This is a genomic window from Leuconostoc falkenbergense (genome assembly GCF_045801155.1).
Taxonomy (GTDB): Bacteria; Bacillota; Bacilli; order Lactobacillales; family Lactobacillaceae; genus Leuconostoc; species Leuconostoc falkenbergense.
On sequence record NZ_CP174386.1, the window covers coordinates 1,948,499 to 1,961,531 of the forward strand.

Sequence of the window (13,033 nt, forward strand, 5' to 3'; positions counted from 1 at the left end):
ACCTTACAAACGATATTTCTAACCCAGTTGCTCATGTAAGGTACTGGAGCGTTCTGTTCCGCGACCTGTCATAATGATAGATATTTCAACCTATCTATTTTACATTACCACTAATCCTTGTTCCTGCAAGCGTGTGTAACGTTGCTTTTAATGGATGAGCAATAACCCTGTTTGTTAACTATCAACACTACTAATATACTGCATATATATTCACTGTGTTTATACTCAATCTCTACTCTATCTCTACTAATCATCTACTGAAACTATCAAATCTAGTTCATCAGCCGTCCATAACGCTAGTTTTAAATATGCAGTATTGAGTAATTTACTAAGATTAGCACTTGAATAGCCAGTTAAATCTGCTAGTTCATCAAATGTCATGTTTCTAAAGTGTCGGTTGAACAATAAGTTGCCAAACCGTCCGTCCATGTTTCTGATAGCACGAAGAATGCACTGTATCTTCCACTTTGCTATTTCTGATTCCGACATCTTTTCCATCAACCGTATCGTTGCATCTTCGGTGTGATTACCAAACGAAGTTGCTTTTGGCATATCTGATATAACCGGTGAATGATACATCAAGTCATTACTTGTGAGATGTGCCAAGTCTATCAGGTCCTTAAATTCACTTGAACTATTTATAGCGGTTGGATCACCGAAGAAACTTGACACGTTTTTAATTGTTCTTTTGCGGTCATAATTCAACGCTTTGCTCCTTTAACTATTCTTATATTTATAAATTTAATATTGTGATATAACAATCCAATGTGTGATAATTAATTTAAAATACATTGGATAAAATTATGCCTAATTCTTTTATTTCAAATACATTTGTTTCAAATCCGAATATCACCGTGAAAGATAATGTTATTCCTGTTCCAATTGCTACTGCAGGATATTTCGCCCACACTCCGCTGAAGCTGCATGTGAACTATAGTGTTGAGCTAAACATAGATAACTCAGTGCCATACGACATTTTCCTTTCAGAACAAGAATCTGGATCAATTTTAAACAATCAAACCATTGATTTGACTGATCTGCCAGAAACTACCGCGTCACTTATTCACAACTCCACATCAAAATTAACAGGAGTCACAGGTTTTTTTGAAGTTGAAATTGATGGTCTTGATAAACCAAAATTGTATAACTTTAAAGTTGAATTAAAGAGTTCTAGTGAGGTTATAGATACAAAGTCAACTAGTATTTGGATTTATATAAACGGAGAAAGTAAATGACCCCATCTTTAAAATCCAATCATAAAGGAATGGTCTATGTTGATGAAAATTCCTTAAATAATCAATTACAAAGCTATGTTCAATTACGTGAACTGTACACATATACAGAACAACAATTAACCAAAATAACCAAAAACTTTGATGAAAAACTATCTCATTATGTCAAGAGCGAAGATCTAAATGCTAAATTTATCGAATTGTTCAAAGACAAAAGAGACTCATTTAGATTTTGGCTTCCTGTTGCTTTATCAACTCTAATTTCTTTAGTTTCTTTGCTTATTGCGTATTTAGCATCACATAAATAGACTTATAATTTCTTCATATATAATCAAAATCGGCATTATTACAAGAATGCAAAACAGTGCAAACGTGGTAAATAGAATCACTAACAATTCTAGTAACTGTTCTATGTTTTTAAATTTCTTCATACTTTTCACCATCAATCGCATACTGTAAGTTGTGTCCTATTTCAATCATTTAAATACCTCATAAATTGCCCAAGTAACTAGCAAGATCACTATCATTGCACCTAACAAAGCTGTTGAAATTGTCGCTAATAAGTTATTCAACGGATTACTAGACATTAAGCCAGAAACGATAATGAAAATTACCAATGCTATAACTGCTGTGATAACGCTCCATGCCAATATTTTCATCACTCGCCCTCCTCTGGTAACTGCACCGCTTCTGTTAGTGGGTTAGTCCAAAGCTCTGCTTCTTCTTTGGTGTCAAATTTGGTGGCGTCGTCTTTAAATGTAGTCATTTCACAATATTCAATACTATAACCACCACCATCTGTCAGATAAAGATAACCACTTTCAGGAAGACCTTGAACAATATCTGGTTGATATGGTTGCTTACTTCTCACAAACCACTTCACAGTCGGCATAATCTCAATCGTTTCCTCTGGATTTAACCACGCTCTCATTAAATCATGCTCTGTAATACTATAAAACGGATTACCTTTTTCATATATTTCTTTTGAGAAGCTATAAAACGTTGCGTACTTCATTTTCATATCAATAAATTTATCACGTAATTTACTAGTCATCTTCACATGTTTGTGGAACTGATCTGCTGTGTAAAGTGGTTTAGTTTCATACCCATTCATATCTTTTTCAATATGAACCATTTCTTTTCCATGTATATCAAGTTGTAAATATGCTACTGGTTCTGTCATCACTTATCTCCTCCGTGTAAAAACTCATGAATATCATTGCCGATGTCATCAGGACTGATAAGGTTGGTGTCGTCGCTCCATTCCGCAATGTACTTATCTGCTGGCAACACTCTGATGTGTCCGTCTGATGTGTGGACGGAGTATATTTCAAAACCATACGCATCAAAATCGCCCTGTTGATAATTTATTTCAGTAACCGTGACACCTAACGAATTTCCAGAAGAATTTAGAAAGGTTGTACCAACGTAAATTTCATCTGGTGCAATAATTCGTTCACCGTCTCCGCGAGTATATGCTGCTCCCAATCCCACGCTCTGTAAGCTAACTATTTTCATCTCATCACACTTTCTTGCCACCTGTTGCAATAATTTCCGTTTTCACATGATGTGTCTTTTGAAATTCGTGTCGATATTTAACGGCTTCTGTTTCTGTATCAAACGCTCTCCAGAAATCATCATTCACATAAATGCTGTAATATGTTTTCATTGTTTGATACCTCTATTTTTTTAATTTCAACCGTCAAATATCCGGTTTCTGCATATCTTTTTTTACCGTGTATATCTACGGTTGCATTATCGTCATGCCATAAAACGCCGTTCAATGCGTCTTCGATACTTTTGATGTAATTGCTCATATCCGGCTTTGTTGTGGGTAAAATCAAACCATTAGCCGCCTCTGTACGCTTTTTACGTGACCACGATTTTGGAATAGGTCTGAATACGTTAATGCTTACATCTAATCCACCATCTAAAAGCTTGTAGTGTTTTCCTCTTGCAGCTATTTGCGCCATCATGCGTAAATCAGTTTTAAAATTCGCTGTCTTCTTCGGATCGTACATTCTGATGCTGTTACCAATACGTGCAGCTCTCGGTCTGGCTTGTGCCACTGGTTCAATGTCAAATTTAAATATCGTCATGCTTTTCTTCGACCGTGAGCGATACTTAACTTTGCGCTGTTGAAACGTCCTCTGTCTTCTTGACGTATCAACTCTTCGTGCATTTGAAACCGCTCTTTTGCTGTATTTTTAACCAAAACACCAGTCTTGAACATCTTGTTATAAAACGTCGATAGTTTTCTAGTTGATAAATCAAAATAGTTAGCCACCTCGGTCTGTGTATAGCCCAACCGATACATCTCAACAATATCTGCCTGTACACCTTTAGGAAGCTGTTCAATCGCTGGCAGCCTGCGACCTGTTGAATCATACTCAACATTGCCGTCATTGTATGTGCTTTTAGACATTTCTTTTCTGAACCAAGAAATCGCCTCGTCAGACATATAGCCATACTGTCTTTCTCGTGCTACCAAACCTGCCACTAAATCCATATTGTTTCCTTTCCGCTCATTTGCTCTTATTCGTACCAAAACATCTGTTTGTGACTTGCAAACATCAGTTTGGCATAATTACACTAAAACTACTTTTAAACGCTTAAATCACTTTATATTCAGTCCATGTGCCAATGCTATTTTTTCGTCAATCTTGATGCCGTTCAGATGGTGCTTATTCATAAATGACTGAATGCCTATTTTATGCTGCTCTTGATGATGTTCACGGCACAGGCTCATAGCTAGCAATCCTAAATGGTTTATCTTCTGACGATTACCACCATGTGCCCCAACGCTGTCGGCGTGTGCCAAGTCGGCGTGAGACTTACCACAAATTACGCAGCGTTTGTCTAGCAAACATCTGTACTCCCACCGTGCAATTTCCTGCGGTTCTAACTCGTTCAACGGCTTCACACTCAAACTAATGTCATGTATCGCTGCATAATCTAGCAACATGTTGATGAACTGGTTTGTATCAGTCTTAGTCCCTTTAGCAGCACTCAAACTAAATTCTCCAAAGTCTAAGCTGTTGTAATACTTGTACATGGCATAGAAGTGCTGTTTAACCGTTTCTGGGGTTTCAATCCATAGACCACCAACCTGTGACCACCAGATGTCATGCAACAATGCAAACGCAAACTTTCGCTGTTGTGCTGACACACCGTTTTCATCACTCGCTATCAATGACACCACCTGTTGCTGTCCGCTGGCGTGATACTTCTCTAGCGTGTGAATATCATCAGTGCTCAACTGTAACGTGATTAGACCTTTGTTTGGGTCAACCTTATTCAGTTTTGCGAATAGCTCTGTCACTAATCATCAACCTTCTCAATTTCCCAAGCTGGTGTTTGCCACTTTTTGATTTCTTCTAGTGGTGCTGTGAAAGCGTCATATCTAAGGGGTGTCCAATCAGGCGTCCCATATAAAAAATTCATATAAACCTTACTATCGCCTTCATCAACACGCCACAAACGATACAATGTCTCTTTAACCTTGAACTCAATCGCTGGGTCATCAGATAAATATCTAAGAATAGCTTTGTTGCCAATCTTAATTGATTTAATAAATTGTGAACTCAAAGTTACCGCTCCAATTAGAGATATACCTTCGTGGGCTTTAATCCTTTGCAATTCATCAAATACTGATTGTGAAACTTCATAAACCGTTGCCGTTTTGTTATCCTCTTTCTGTTGTGCCATGAACTCTGAATATTCGATTATATTTTTCCCTTTATAACCGTTAAGACTCCAATAAGAAATTTCATCTTCACCATTTACGTTAAGACCCAATTGTCTACTACCGTCATAAAAAAGTTTTTCCATATAACCTTTATTAGTGTATGCCCAACGATATCCTTGCTTAAACCAAACATCTAATACTGACTTCCACTGCTCTAAAGTTGTGACGTGTACTACTGTTTCTGTCATTTTGTTGCTTCCTTTCTCATCTTTTGCAATACCGCAATCGCTTCGGGTGCACTCTGCCAAACCTCTAAAATCGAAACGTAATTAGCACTGGCGCATTTAACCATTTTTGTGAGTGATCCATTTTCTTTTAATCGTCTACCCAACTCTTCAAAATTAACCGCTGGGAATGATTGACTGTTACTAGATGTCGGTATTCCCATTGCCTTTAATCTGATTGCTAGCAGCACAAAATCTAAAGGTCCTTTGCCACGTCCGTCAGCCATTCTGGTAACTCCCTTTCTGGCTCATCAACTGGTTCTGTTACACTAGCTAACTGTGGCTCGACAATCTGTTTCTTGTTGCCATATCCACGCTGCACATCAGGTGTGAAGTCATAATCATCTTCCCAACCTTTTTGATGAAACCATGTTGAACCGTTTTTGATATACTGCTTTGGTGTACCCTTGATTTTGATTTGTTTCAAATACTCTTCCAGCTTTGACTTAATCAATTCAGGACTAACACCAGCTTTTAACGCTTTATTGAAATCTTTCATCGCATTTGTCTTGCCAGACTTTTTTGGATAAAGTTTCCAAATTTCATCGAAAGCGACGTTATTATTAACTAATCTATTAATTGATTTATTAATTGATTTATTATCTACGCCGTTTTCGGGTATAGGGTATGCTCGTTTTTGAGGGTAGGGTATGCTCGTTTTCGGGTATAGGGTACCCTCGTTTTTGGGGGTGGGTATGCCAGTTGGTTTCACTACCTCCAAATAACGCTTATCAACTAACTTTGAATCTTCTTTATAAACTAGAGTGCTGTGAACGATACCTTTGTTGTACAAATCACTTAAAGCAGTTTGTACGGTCTTAGAACTTTTGTGAAACCTCTTTGCTAAACGTTGATTACTCGTGAATACTGTCCCTGTGATGTTTTCAAACGTGTAGATGTACCCGATTAGTCTGGCTTGAAAGTCGCTGATGTTATCAAGTTCATCAACCCATGCAGGTATCTGTGTAAAATACTTGATGTCTTGTTCTTTTTCCATAGCTCACCTCTTAGAAGGGCAAATCATCATCTGAAATGTCAACTTCAGTATTGCCACTACCAGCAAATTTATTTTGTTTGCCTTTACTTGAAAATGGATCAGGTGTTTGTGACTCTGGTGATGATTGCTGACTGTCACTCTTCTTTTCCAAAAGACTGAAATTATCAGCTACAACTTCTGTGACATAAACACGTTTGCCGTTTCCGTCTTCGTAGTTGCGTGTTTGTAGTCGCCCCTCAATCGCTACTAGCGCACCTTTGTGTGTGAAGTTAGCGAAGTTTTCGGCTGATTTACGCCAGATAACACCATTGATAAAGTCCGCTTCACGTTCGCCACTAGCATTCGTAAATGGACGATTAACGGCTAAACTAAATGTTCCAACCGCCACACCTGATTGTGTGTACCTAACTTCAACATCTTTGGTCAATCGACCAATAAGCACTACTCTGTTAATCATTATTTGTCTCCTAACTCGCTCATCAAATCTGCGTTTGCGAACTTAATTGCGCCATACATCATGCTTGCCTTTGCCATCGACAATTTGTCTACATCATTAATTGAGCCACGCTCTGCACCAATTGAAGCCCATACAAGGTCAAGTTTTGTTTTGTCGACCAGTGCCAACATCTGCTTAACTTTCGCTTGTACCATTCGCTTTTGCTCCAGTTCACGATTTTGATACTGCTGTAGCGCTGTGATTTCTTCACCGTCATCATCTTCATCTTTTGGTGTGATACCAAAGGCTGCCATTAACGAACCACGTTTTGCATAAGTAGCAGCTTTCATTGCCTCTTGACTGTTATTAGATCCAGCCGTTAAAGGTAATCCCTCAACAACCATCTTCTCGCCACTTTCATGCATAATAATTGTCATAACTTGTAGTCGTTCACGTCCATTTGCATCTAACTCACTGATGATTGGTTGTGTGAATGAAATCCCTGCATTTGATTCCGCATTAGCTTTGCGAATTGCGTTACCCACGTCATACAAATCTGCATATTTTGCACCGTGAACACCGGTCTTTGTCTTATCTGGTTGCTTCAAGTGCTGTTGCAATTTGCCGAAGGCAGCATTAAGTTCCGCTGTTGGTTTTACTTCATAAACTTGTCTCATGTTTAATCTCCGTGTTCTATATTATTAATCGTTGCATCTAACTCAGATATTTCGTTGTCAACCTCTAACATTTGGTTTTCTAGGTCATCACGCTTTGTGTACCAATCGTCACGCTCGCTATGCAATTTATCTAACAAATCTTGCTTGTAACGCCATCGTTCGTCTTCAACGTCTGGTCGGTAGAAATGCAATGCGTCTGTTACCATTTGCTTTTACCTCGTTTCTTGTTATAATCGAGGTATAAATTATTTTTCAGGACAATTTATACCTACTGCGCTTAGCCAACTACAATTGTGCTAAGCGTTTTTCTTTTGATTCAAAACCTTGTTAGCTTCATCAAGTGCACGTGTGTTATCACTTGCATGCTGAATGTGTCGCTGTGCTTGGTTCCAAGTCATGCCGCTATCCATTAACTCGTTGATGTCACGCAACGCTTCTTTCTCGTCAAACTTTCGCTCTGAATAGAAGAAGTAGATGATCGCGACAACTACGATAATGATTGCTACTATTCCGTATGCCACTTCACACCTCTTCTCTGTCGAACATTTCTGGGTTGTAACCCCATGATTTGATTTCTGATTCGGTTAATTTGCTTTTCTTATTCGAACTAATGTTGATTATGATGCCATCAATAGCTAAACCAAATTCCCAATTATCTTTGTGTTTCCAGTAATATTTCTTCTCTTTCTCAACAAACTTGTCATGCGCCCATTCACGAGTAAGTGGGTTGGCGAGTGCTAGTGCTTGGTCACCCATGTTTAGATAACCTACTTTTAGTTCGTCAATCACAGATTGTGTTGCGCTTTTATACAAAATCTGGTTATCCCAAGCGTCAACAATCTTCTGATACTGTTCTTCCGTAAATTTCATTCGCTTATCCTTTCAAATAATTTCAACGCCTTTTCGGCTTGGTCTATTGGACTAAACCCAGTACCAACTTCACCCTCTATTGCCTCACGACCTTTGCTAATTGCTGCCTGTGCGTAATCAAGTAACGACTGCCTGATGTCTTCTAAATCTGCGCTCTTTGACATGCTGACCTCTTTTCTAATGTTTTATTGTTTGTGTGGTGATATCCTTTAATTACTGGCATTGCACTGCCTAGTAAATTGAAAGGAAAAATTTAAAATGAATTTAAGACAGATTCAAAACGTTTCGTTGTTGTATGTTCACGCTTTTGGTGTAAATCCTAAAATTGTCGTTAGTGATAAAAACAATATTTCATTTATGGCAAACTTCATAGATTACCACGACGGTAAATGCTGGACTCATTACACTGATTCGGATGGCGATACACAAACTATAAGTATTGATCAAGCCACAAATAGTGAGCGGCTTATTGATTTTTTGACGGAATTTAAAAAGGCTCATTATATAAAATTTGCACATCGTTGGCCAAAGTGGTCTAACGCTGAAAAGCTTGAAAAAATAATAGACTTTGTAAATTCACACAAAGATGATTTGATTAACATTAATGACTGGCCATCAAACATTGTATTGCTTGATAGTAATCAACCATTAAAAGTCATCTTGTTCAAACCTGACGACGAATTTACCATCATCGGAATGCAGTAGCATGGGATAATTTCTTAACTTATCAAGTGTTATTTGAAGCTCTTTTTCTTGTTTTGCAGCAAGTTCAATGAGCTTTTTTTGTTCCGAAAACCCCGTTAGTAGGTTGTTGATATTTTCCATGTTTTTCTCCTCATGCCGCTTGCAAAAACTTGTTAATAAAGTATTGCTGTCCCTTGCCAGTTACCTTAGGTGTCTTCGATACCGTGACACTACCGTTGCTCCGAGCGATTGATGTTTCCTTGATTTCAAACAATTCCAATTCCATACTTTTCTGTGTTGGCATGTTGTAGTCTGTACCCCTGCGCCGGATTAAGTAGCCGTTATCACGCAGCCAACTGAACAGTCGTGTGGCGCCTGTATCGACACCATTTTGTTTGAGTATCTTAGCTAATTCACCAACCAGAACGCTTGTATGACTGGTTGCTACTGCGTCCGCAAACAATGCTTTTGGTTTCATCTCGGCAATGATTTGGTCTTTCTGCTCAAGCAGTAACTGTGACGCTTTCAGACCAAGTGCCATTTGATAAGATGGATCATTGGCTAACTTCTTGTAACGGTCTTCGACTTGGATAAAGTAATCTCTGATTTGTTGACTCTTTTCAGTCTTCGACATCATAGCTACGTTCTTTGCCATGTCGACTGTGAGAGAATAATCTTGAAGATATTGAACGTTACCATTTCCACCAATAACAGGTGTACCTCCGGGTACGCCTGTAAAATCTGTGCCTTCAACGTACATTTCCCGATATTGTTCAAACCATGCGCTGAAACGTTTCTTAACGCCTAATTCCTTGTGCAACTCTCGAGCACTGACCCGTGTTTCGCCTTGCTCGTTTTGATTAATCTTGATAATTTCTTGCATATTGCTTACCTTCCTGACTTCTTATCTAAAAAATAATTTAGCGACCTGCCAAGCCATACCTTGTGACTACCAGATTCCTCAAGTGGATTAGGGAAATCTTTATCGCTCGTATAGTACTTGTGAAAAGTACGAGATGTCATGTCGAGATGGTCTTTATCAATTATTTTTGATTGCGTGTAACGCTTTCTATCGTCAAACACTAATGCCATATTTATGTTCCTTTCTGTTGACCAAATACAACTATTGCACTTGGAAATGGTGCTGGATTACCACCCTGACCATTAACTTCAAATTTCAACCTCCCTCTGATGAATTCAACATCAGCATGCGGAAATATGAAATCATGCCAGTAGCTCGTGTCCGTCCTTGATGGAATCAACATCACTATTTTTCTGTTTGGATCACGAACACTTTCCTGATACGCCTTTTCTACCCAAGCGCGAATGTTTCTTCCGTATGGCGGGTTAACAAACACATTGCCCCCCCATTTTTGTTTTAGCGCGTCATCATTTTCGGTAAAGTAGTTGTCTACTTTGTGATTCTCATCTGAAGCCGCTGCATCTAAATCAAACGAATATTTTTCGTTCAAATTTTTAAATAGCGACGCCGGTGTCTCCCAATCGTCTTTATTGGAAGTAAGTGCCGCTCCAGATGGATTGAAGAAGTTGGTCATCAGGCAACCCCAACCACCGATAACTCGTCCGCCATTTCTTCAACGGATTCAGTGACATATCCGAATTGGGATTCAAACTCTTCTTGAACCTCATTTGCTGTGAACATTCCATATCCTTTAATCTCAAACATTTCGATTTCCTCTTTCCTTTCTTGACGGCTCGGCTACTTTACTAGTCGGGCTTTTTCTATGCAGTTTGCTTTTGTTTCGGTTTTTCCGAAACGGTAGACAAAAAAATTTCATCTACTGATACACCGAGTGCGTTCGCGACTTTCTCAACGTTTTTGTAACGAGCATTTCGAAGATTGTCAATGTCTGATTCATATGTGTTGATAGTTCTTTCAGACAATCCAGAAGCATGTGCCAAGTCTTTTTGCGTCAATCGCTTTTGCATTCGTATGTCAAACAGTGCGTGTTTATTGGCTAACATTTAATCACCTCCTTTCGATACTTTCAGTATACACTTCGGTTTTTCCGAAGTCAACAACTAATTTCGGTTTTTCTGAATTATTTTTTCAGAAACGTATTTCATTTTTTCCGAAGTGGTGTATAATATAAGGTATAGAAAACGGAGATAAAATTATGTTCGCAAATAATTTAAGATACCTACGTGAAAAAAATGGAATGGATCAAATTGACTTGGCATTGAAACTTGGTCGAAAAAGTTCTTCTTCTGTTAGTGAGTGGGAAAAGGGCAAATATACCCCTAAAATAGGAGTGCTTAACGATATCGCTGAAATATTCGGTGTTTCAATTACCGACCTAATGAACAAAGACTTGAGTGATACGGTTGATAATCGAGCCGATGTTATACGAATGTACGACTCGTTAAATAATGAACGTCAAAATAATGTATACAACTACACAAAACAACAATATAATGAACAAAACAAGATTATTCCAATGCCTGTTCAAAGTGATGTTAAGTTATACGGCGCTGTATCTGCTGGTACTGGTGAATATCTATTAGACAATACACCTGAACTTGTACCCTATGAGGGCGTGGTTCCTGAACATGATTATGCCGTTATCGTCAACGGTGTATCTATGAGACCACTGTTTGAAGATAAGCAGATTATCTTTGTTAAAAAGACATTTGAAGCACGTAGTGGTCAAGTTGTTATCGCCTACTATGATAATCAAGCATACGTTAAAAAGTACGTCAATGATGAAAAAGGCGCACGCTTCGTATCTTTGAATAAGAGTTATGATGACATGCCTATTGATGAAACACACGAGACACAGATTATTGGCGTTGTTGTATTATAAGTAGAAAGGAATCAATGAACTTTTTAGAATTTAAAGATTATATCGAGATGAACAGTAAGGCTTATAAAGTCTTTATAACCAAAGCAGCTAAATATCAAATTGATAAAAACAATAAACGATCTAAATATAAGAAATGGCGTGTTGAACAAATCAATAGCAAAATATACTTTATGTGGAACAACGTTATTGCAAAACTTTACAATGATGTTTTTGAATCAAAAGGAAGAAAAGTTAGAACATATAAAGAATGGGTCAATTATTTAGATAAAAAGAAGACGATTAAAAAGTTTGATAAAAGTATTTCTAAATTAAAGTTTAGATAAACCGCTTTGCGGTGTACATATTATGTGCTAAGCGTCCACATTAAAAAGCTCGGAGATTGAGAAATGACAGAGAGAAAAGTTTTAGGGATTCTTGCCATCGTTTTTGGAGGCGTTGGTTTAGTGTTTTCGTGGGTGCCTTTTATTAATAATTTAGCATTCGTTATTGGTTTAATTGGCTTTATTTTAGGTGTTATTGCTCTTATTTTGAACCGAAAAAACAAAAAGATACTAGCAATAGTCGGAACAGTAATAAGCTTGTTATCACTGGTATTAGTATTAGTAACGCAAAATTCTTATTCAAAAGCATTTGATAATGCGACTAAATCTGTTTCAAATTCGGCAGACTCTTCTAGTAAGAAAGTAAAATCATCAGCTTCTAGTTCATCAGAAAAAAAGACAATTCCAAAAATTATTAATACTCCGATTTCAGTTGATAATGGTAAATTTGAAATTACAGTAACTAGCTACAAAATAATTCCAGCAGGTCAAGCAGGAAATGAGTATGGTGACAAAACACTTATCGCATTCTGGTATAACGTTAAAAATATCAAGGACGATAAACTTGATCCAATGAGCGCTTGGATAGTATCTGGTGATGTAAAGGCCGTTCAAGATAATAATTCCTCACAAGTAAATACATTGAACATCGGAAGTTTACCTGATGAAAAGTTTTTAGATACACAGACACAAGATATTAAAATTGGGGCAACTGCTGAAAATGCAGTATCATACGAACTGTCTGACGATACAACTCCTGTAACCCTTTCGTTTTCTAAAAGTGCTGTTAATGATGACGTGATTGCTAAAGAAACATTCAATGTAAAGTAAACAAATGCCCTTATGGGCGTACATAAAAAAACGGCGCGATGAGAGGAGATGAATAATGTGCGTTACTTTCTCGAGTATAGTCAGCTACAACTAAAATGGGTGTTTATTGCCATTTATAGCCTTGCAGCTTTACTTATCTTGGCTGGTGTTTTATATCTATTATGGTCAAAATTTAAAGACAAATAAAAA

Annotated in this window: 28 protein-coding genes; 6 read left to right on the forward strand and 22 right to left on the reverse strand. The window is 37.7% G+C overall.

Annotated elements, in window-relative coordinates:
* Positions 1 to 246: 246 nt before the first annotated feature.
* Positions 247 to 705: a hypothetical protein gene (locus ACI3ES_RS09890; protein WP_243132419.1), complete on the reverse strand. Its 459-nt coding sequence runs from the start codon at positions 703 to 705 to the stop codon at positions 247 to 249.
* A gap of 98 nt (positions 706 to 803) precedes the next feature.
* Here ACI3ES_RS09890 and ACI3ES_RS09895 point away from each other — a divergent pair, with 98 nt between their 5' ends.
* Both ACI3ES_RS09895 and ACI3ES_RS09900 read left to right on the forward strand, forming a co-directional pair.
* Positions 804 to 1,235 (forward strand): hypothetical protein, encoded by a 432-nt coding sequence (locus tag ACI3ES_RS09895; protein WP_317211852.1) that lies wholly within the window; start codon positions 804 to 806, stop codon positions 1,233 to 1,235.
* Positions 1,232 to 1,540 (forward strand): hypothetical protein, encoded by a 309-nt coding sequence (locus ACI3ES_RS09900; RefSeq protein WP_317211851.1) that lies wholly within the window; start codon positions 1,232 to 1,234, stop codon positions 1,538 to 1,540. The genes ACI3ES_RS09895 and ACI3ES_RS09900 overlap by 4 nt, the downstream gene beginning before the upstream one ends.
* A 168-nt stretch (positions 1,541 to 1,708) precedes the next feature.
* Here ACI3ES_RS09900 and ACI3ES_RS09905 read toward each other — a convergent pair whose 3' ends face one another.
* The 16 genes from ACI3ES_RS09905 to ACI3ES_RS09980 all read right to left on the reverse strand — a co-directional run bounded on the left by ACI3ES_RS09905 (position 1,709) and on the right by ACI3ES_RS09980 (position 8,348).
* A complete protein-coding gene (locus ACI3ES_RS09905) occupies positions 1,709 to 1,891 on the reverse strand; it encodes a hypothetical protein (RefSeq protein ID WP_289456428.1) in 183 nt (60 codons plus the stop codon).
* Complete coding sequence (locus tag ACI3ES_RS09910) at positions 1,891 to 2,415, reverse strand: hypothetical protein (protein WP_317211849.1); 525 nt, start codon at positions 2,413 to 2,415, stop codon at positions 1,891 to 1,893. Before ACI3ES_RS09910 ends, ACI3ES_RS09905 begins: the two co-directional genes overlap by 1 nt.
* Positions 2,415 to 2,750 carry a hypothetical protein gene (locus ACI3ES_RS09915; protein WP_317211848.1) on the reverse strand — a complete coding sequence of 112 codons (336 nt, stop codon included), beginning with the start codon at positions 2,748 to 2,750 and terminating at the stop codon, positions 2,415 to 2,417. The genes ACI3ES_RS09910 and ACI3ES_RS09915 overlap by 1 nt, the downstream gene beginning before the upstream one ends.
* Positions 2,751 to 2,754: 4 nt before the next feature.
* Positions 2,755 to 2,901, reverse strand: coding sequence for a hypothetical protein (locus ACI3ES_RS09920; RefSeq protein ID WP_317211846.1), 147 nt, complete (start codon positions 2,899 to 2,901; stop codon positions 2,755 to 2,757).
* A complete protein-coding gene (locus ACI3ES_RS09925; protein ID WP_317211845.1) occupies positions 2,870 to 3,331 on the reverse strand; it encodes a RusA family crossover junction endodeoxyribonuclease in 462 nt (153 codons plus the stop codon). The genes ACI3ES_RS09920 and ACI3ES_RS09925 overlap by 32 nt, the downstream gene beginning before the upstream one ends.
* Positions 3,328 to 3,741, reverse strand: coding sequence for a hypothetical protein (locus ACI3ES_RS09930; protein ID WP_084013399.1), 414 nt, complete (start codon positions 3,739 to 3,741; stop codon positions 3,328 to 3,330). Before ACI3ES_RS09930 ends, ACI3ES_RS09925 begins: the two co-directional genes overlap by 4 nt.
* 108 nt (positions 3,742 to 3,849) lie before the next feature.
* The gene (locus tag ACI3ES_RS09935) at positions 3,850 to 4,554 is read right to left on the reverse strand and encodes a putative HNHc nuclease (protein WP_317211842.1); all 705 of its coding nucleotides are present in this window, start codon (positions 4,552 to 4,554) and stop codon (positions 3,850 to 3,852) included.
* On the reverse strand, positions 4,554 to 5,168 hold the full coding sequence (locus ACI3ES_RS09940) for a hypothetical protein (protein ID WP_317211840.1): 615 nt from the start codon (positions 5,166 to 5,168) through the stop codon (positions 4,554 to 4,556). Before ACI3ES_RS09940 ends, ACI3ES_RS09935 begins: the two co-directional genes overlap by 1 nt.
* Positions 5,165 to 5,431, reverse strand: a complete 267-nt coding sequence (locus ACI3ES_RS09945) for a hypothetical protein (protein WP_317211839.1) — start codon at positions 5,429 to 5,431, stop codon at positions 5,165 to 5,167. The genes ACI3ES_RS09940 and ACI3ES_RS09945 overlap by 4 nt, the downstream gene beginning before the upstream one ends.
* Positions 5,401 to 6,201 (reverse strand): helix-turn-helix domain-containing protein, encoded by an 801-nt coding sequence (locus ACI3ES_RS09950; protein WP_317211837.1) that lies wholly within the window; start codon positions 6,199 to 6,201, stop codon positions 5,401 to 5,403. Before ACI3ES_RS09950 ends, ACI3ES_RS09945 begins: the two co-directional genes overlap by 31 nt.
* Before the next feature lie 10 nt (positions 6,202 to 6,211).
* On the reverse strand, positions 6,212 to 6,658 hold the full coding sequence (gene ssb / locus ACI3ES_RS09955) for a single-stranded DNA-binding protein (RefSeq protein WP_317211836.1): 447 nt from the start codon (positions 6,656 to 6,658) through the stop codon (positions 6,212 to 6,214).
* The gene (locus tag ACI3ES_RS09960; RefSeq protein ID WP_317211834.1) at positions 6,658 to 7,314 is read right to left on the reverse strand and encodes an ERF family protein; all 657 of its coding nucleotides are present in this window, start codon (positions 7,312 to 7,314) and stop codon (positions 6,658 to 6,660) included. The genes ssb and ACI3ES_RS09960 overlap by 1 nt, the downstream gene beginning before the upstream one ends.
* A gap of 2 nt (positions 7,315 to 7,316) precedes the next feature.
* Positions 7,317 to 7,520, reverse strand: coding sequence for a hypothetical protein (locus ACI3ES_RS09965; RefSeq protein WP_317211833.1), 204 nt, complete (start codon positions 7,518 to 7,520; stop codon positions 7,317 to 7,319).
* 90 nt (positions 7,521 to 7,610) lie between these two features.
* Complete coding sequence (locus ACI3ES_RS09970) at positions 7,611 to 7,835, reverse strand: hypothetical protein (RefSeq protein WP_317211831.1); 225 nt, start codon at positions 7,833 to 7,835, stop codon at positions 7,611 to 7,613.
* 1 nt (position 7,836) lies between these two features.
* Positions 7,837 to 8,184, reverse strand: coding sequence for a hypothetical protein (locus ACI3ES_RS09975; protein ID WP_317211830.1), 348 nt, complete (start codon positions 8,182 to 8,184; stop codon positions 7,837 to 7,839).
* Complete coding sequence (locus ACI3ES_RS09980; protein WP_317211828.1) at positions 8,181 to 8,348, reverse strand: hypothetical protein; 168 nt, start codon at positions 8,346 to 8,348, stop codon at positions 8,181 to 8,183. Before ACI3ES_RS09980 ends, ACI3ES_RS09975 begins: the two co-directional genes overlap by 4 nt.
* A gap of 94 nt (positions 8,349 to 8,442) precedes the next feature.
* Here ACI3ES_RS09980 and ACI3ES_RS09985 point away from each other — a divergent pair, with 94 nt between their 5' ends.
* A complete protein-coding gene (locus tag ACI3ES_RS09985; RefSeq protein ID WP_114667467.1) occupies positions 8,443 to 8,889 on the forward strand; it encodes a hypothetical protein in 447 nt (148 codons plus the stop codon).
* A gap of 130 nt (positions 8,890 to 9,019) precedes the next feature.
* Here ACI3ES_RS09985 and ACI3ES_RS09990 read toward each other — a convergent pair whose 3' ends face one another.
* The 5 genes from ACI3ES_RS09990 to ACI3ES_RS10010 are packed head-to-tail and all read right to left on the reverse strand — an operon-like array spanning position 9,020 to position 10,854.
* On the reverse strand, positions 9,020 to 9,751 hold the full coding sequence (locus ACI3ES_RS09990) for a phage antirepressor KilAC domain-containing protein (protein ID WP_407631989.1): 732 nt from the start codon (positions 9,749 to 9,751) through the stop codon (positions 9,020 to 9,022).
* A gap of 5 nt (positions 9,752 to 9,756) precedes the next feature.
* Entirely contained in the window at positions 9,757 to 9,960 is a 204-nt protein-coding gene (locus ACI3ES_RS09995; protein ID WP_061399521.1) for a hypothetical protein, read from the reverse strand.
* Positions 9,961 to 9,962: 2 nt separating this feature from the next.
* Positions 9,963 to 10,424 (reverse strand): phage N-6-adenine-methyltransferase, encoded by a 462-nt coding sequence (locus tag ACI3ES_RS10000; protein ID WP_317211707.1) that lies wholly within the window; start codon positions 10,422 to 10,424, stop codon positions 9,963 to 9,965.
* Positions 10,424 to 10,555, reverse strand: a complete 132-nt coding sequence (locus tag ACI3ES_RS10005) for a hypothetical protein (protein ID WP_267287227.1) — start codon at positions 10,553 to 10,555, stop codon at positions 10,424 to 10,426. The genes ACI3ES_RS10000 and ACI3ES_RS10005 overlap by 1 nt, the downstream gene beginning before the upstream one ends.
* A 56-nt stretch (positions 10,556 to 10,611) precedes the next feature.
* Positions 10,612 to 10,854 (reverse strand): helix-turn-helix transcriptional regulator, encoded by a 243-nt coding sequence (locus ACI3ES_RS10010; RefSeq protein WP_317211703.1) that lies wholly within the window; start codon positions 10,852 to 10,854, stop codon positions 10,612 to 10,614.
* A gap of 152 nt (positions 10,855 to 11,006) precedes the next feature.
* On the opposite strand from ACI3ES_RS10010, the gene ACI3ES_RS10015 reads away from it, so the two are divergent.
* The 3 genes from ACI3ES_RS10015 (at position 11,007) to ACI3ES_RS10025 (ending at position 12,844) form a co-directional block, all read left to right on the forward strand.
* Positions 11,007 to 11,693, forward strand: coding sequence for an XRE family transcriptional regulator (locus tag ACI3ES_RS10015; protein ID WP_317211701.1), 687 nt, complete (start codon positions 11,007 to 11,009; stop codon positions 11,691 to 11,693).
* A 14-nt stretch (positions 11,694 to 11,707) separates the two neighbouring features.
* A complete protein-coding gene (locus ACI3ES_RS10020) occupies positions 11,708 to 12,016 on the forward strand; it encodes a hypothetical protein (RefSeq protein WP_147651106.1) in 309 nt (102 codons plus the stop codon).
* Between the two features lie 63 nt (positions 12,017 to 12,079).
* On the forward strand, positions 12,080 to 12,844 hold the full coding sequence (locus tag ACI3ES_RS10025) for a DUF5067 domain-containing protein (RefSeq protein WP_317211698.1): 765 nt from the start codon (positions 12,080 to 12,082) through the stop codon (positions 12,842 to 12,844).
* Positions 12,845 to 13,033: the final 189 nt, after the last annotated feature.

What these genes read in the sequence shown, in the direction of transcription:
- ACI3ES_RS09895 (WP_317211852.1), top strand. Translation starts at nt 804, where the DNA reads ATGCCTAATTCTTTTATTTCAAATACATTTGTTTCAAATCCGAATATC.
- ACI3ES_RS09900 (WP_317211851.1), top strand. Translation starts at nt 1,232, where the DNA reads ATGACCCCATCTTTAAAATCCAATCATAAAGGAATGGTCTATGTTGAT.
- ACI3ES_RS09905 (WP_289456428.1), bottom strand. Translation starts at nt 1,891, where the DNA reads ATGAAAATATTGGCATGGAGCGTTATCACAGCAGTTATAGCATTGGTA.
- ACI3ES_RS09910 (WP_317211849.1), bottom strand. Translation starts at nt 2,415, where the DNA reads ATGACAGAACCAGTAGCATATTTACAACTTGATATACATGGAAAAGAA.
- ACI3ES_RS09915 (WP_317211848.1), bottom strand. Translation starts at nt 2,750, where the DNA reads ATGAAAATAGTTAGCTTACAGAGCGTGGGATTGGGAGCAGCATATACT.
- ACI3ES_RS09920 (WP_317211846.1), bottom strand. Translation starts at nt 2,901, where the DNA reads ATGAAAACATATTACAGCATTTATGTGAATGATGATTTCTGGAGAGCG.
- ACI3ES_RS09925 (WP_317211845.1), bottom strand. Translation starts at nt 3,331, where the DNA reads ATGACGATATTTAAATTTGACATTGAACCAGTGGCACAAGCCAGACCG.
- ACI3ES_RS09930 (WP_084013399.1), bottom strand. Translation starts at nt 3,741, where the DNA reads ATGGATTTAGTGGCAGGTTTGGTAGCACGAGAAAGACAGTATGGCTAT.
- ACI3ES_RS09940 (WP_317211840.1), bottom strand. Translation starts at nt 5,168, where the DNA reads ATGACAGAAACAGTAGTACACGTCACAACTTTAGAGCAGTGGAAGTCA.
- ACI3ES_RS09945 (WP_317211839.1), bottom strand. Translation starts at nt 5,431, where the DNA reads ATGGCTGACGGACGTGGCAAAGGACCTTTAGATTTTGTGCTGCTAGCA.
- ACI3ES_RS09950 (WP_317211837.1), bottom strand. Translation starts at nt 6,201, where the DNA reads ATGGAAAAAGAACAAGACATCAAGTATTTTACACAGATACCTGCATGG.
- ssb (WP_317211836.1), bottom strand. Translation starts at nt 6,658, where the DNA reads ATGATTAACAGAGTAGTGCTTATTGGTCGATTGACCAAAGATGTTGAA.
- ACI3ES_RS09960 (WP_317211834.1), bottom strand. Translation starts at nt 7,314, where the DNA reads ATGAGACAAGTTTATGAAGTAAAACCAACAGCGGAACTTAATGCTGCC.
- ACI3ES_RS09965 (WP_317211833.1), bottom strand. Translation starts at nt 7,520, where the DNA reads ATGGTAACAGACGCATTGCATTTCTACCGACCAGACGTTGAAGACGAA.
- ACI3ES_RS09975 (WP_317211830.1), bottom strand. Translation starts at nt 8,184, where the DNA reads ATGAAATTTACGGAAGAACAGTATCAGAAGATTGTTGACGCTTGGGAT.
- ACI3ES_RS09980 (WP_317211828.1), bottom strand. Translation starts at nt 8,348, where the DNA reads ATGTCAAAGAGCGCAGATTTAGAAGACATCAGGCAGTCGTTACTTGAT.
- ACI3ES_RS09985 (WP_114667467.1), top strand. Translation starts at nt 8,443, where the DNA reads ATGAATTTAAGACAGATTCAAAACGTTTCGTTGTTGTATGTTCACGCT.
- ACI3ES_RS09990 (WP_407631989.1), bottom strand. Translation starts at nt 9,751, where the DNA reads ATGCAAGAAATTATCAAGATTAATCAAAACGAGCAAGGCGAAACACGG.
- ACI3ES_RS09995 (WP_061399521.1), bottom strand. Translation starts at nt 9,960, where the DNA reads ATGGCATTAGTGTTTGACGATAGAAAGCGTTACACGCAATCAAAAATA.
- ACI3ES_RS10000 (WP_317211707.1), bottom strand. Translation starts at nt 10,424, where the DNA reads ATGACCAACTTCTTCAATCCATCTGGAGCGGCACTTACTTCCAATAAA.
- ACI3ES_RS10005 (WP_267287227.1), bottom strand. Translation starts at nt 10,555, where the DNA reads ATGTTTGAGATTAAAGGATATGGAATGTTCACAGCAAATGAGGTTCAA.
- ACI3ES_RS10010 (WP_317211703.1), bottom strand. Translation starts at nt 10,854, where the DNA reads ATGTTAGCCAATAAACACGCACTGTTTGACATACGAATGCAAAAGCGA.
- ACI3ES_RS10015 (WP_317211701.1), top strand. Translation starts at nt 11,007, where the DNA reads ATGTTCGCAAATAATTTAAGATACCTACGTGAAAAAAATGGAATGGAT.
- ACI3ES_RS10020 (WP_147651106.1), top strand. Translation starts at nt 11,708, where the DNA reads ATGAACTTTTTAGAATTTAAAGATTATATCGAGATGAACAGTAAGGCT.
- ACI3ES_RS10025 (WP_317211698.1), top strand. Translation starts at nt 12,080, where the DNA reads ATGACAGAGAGAAAAGTTTTAGGGATTCTTGCCATCGTTTTTGGAGGC.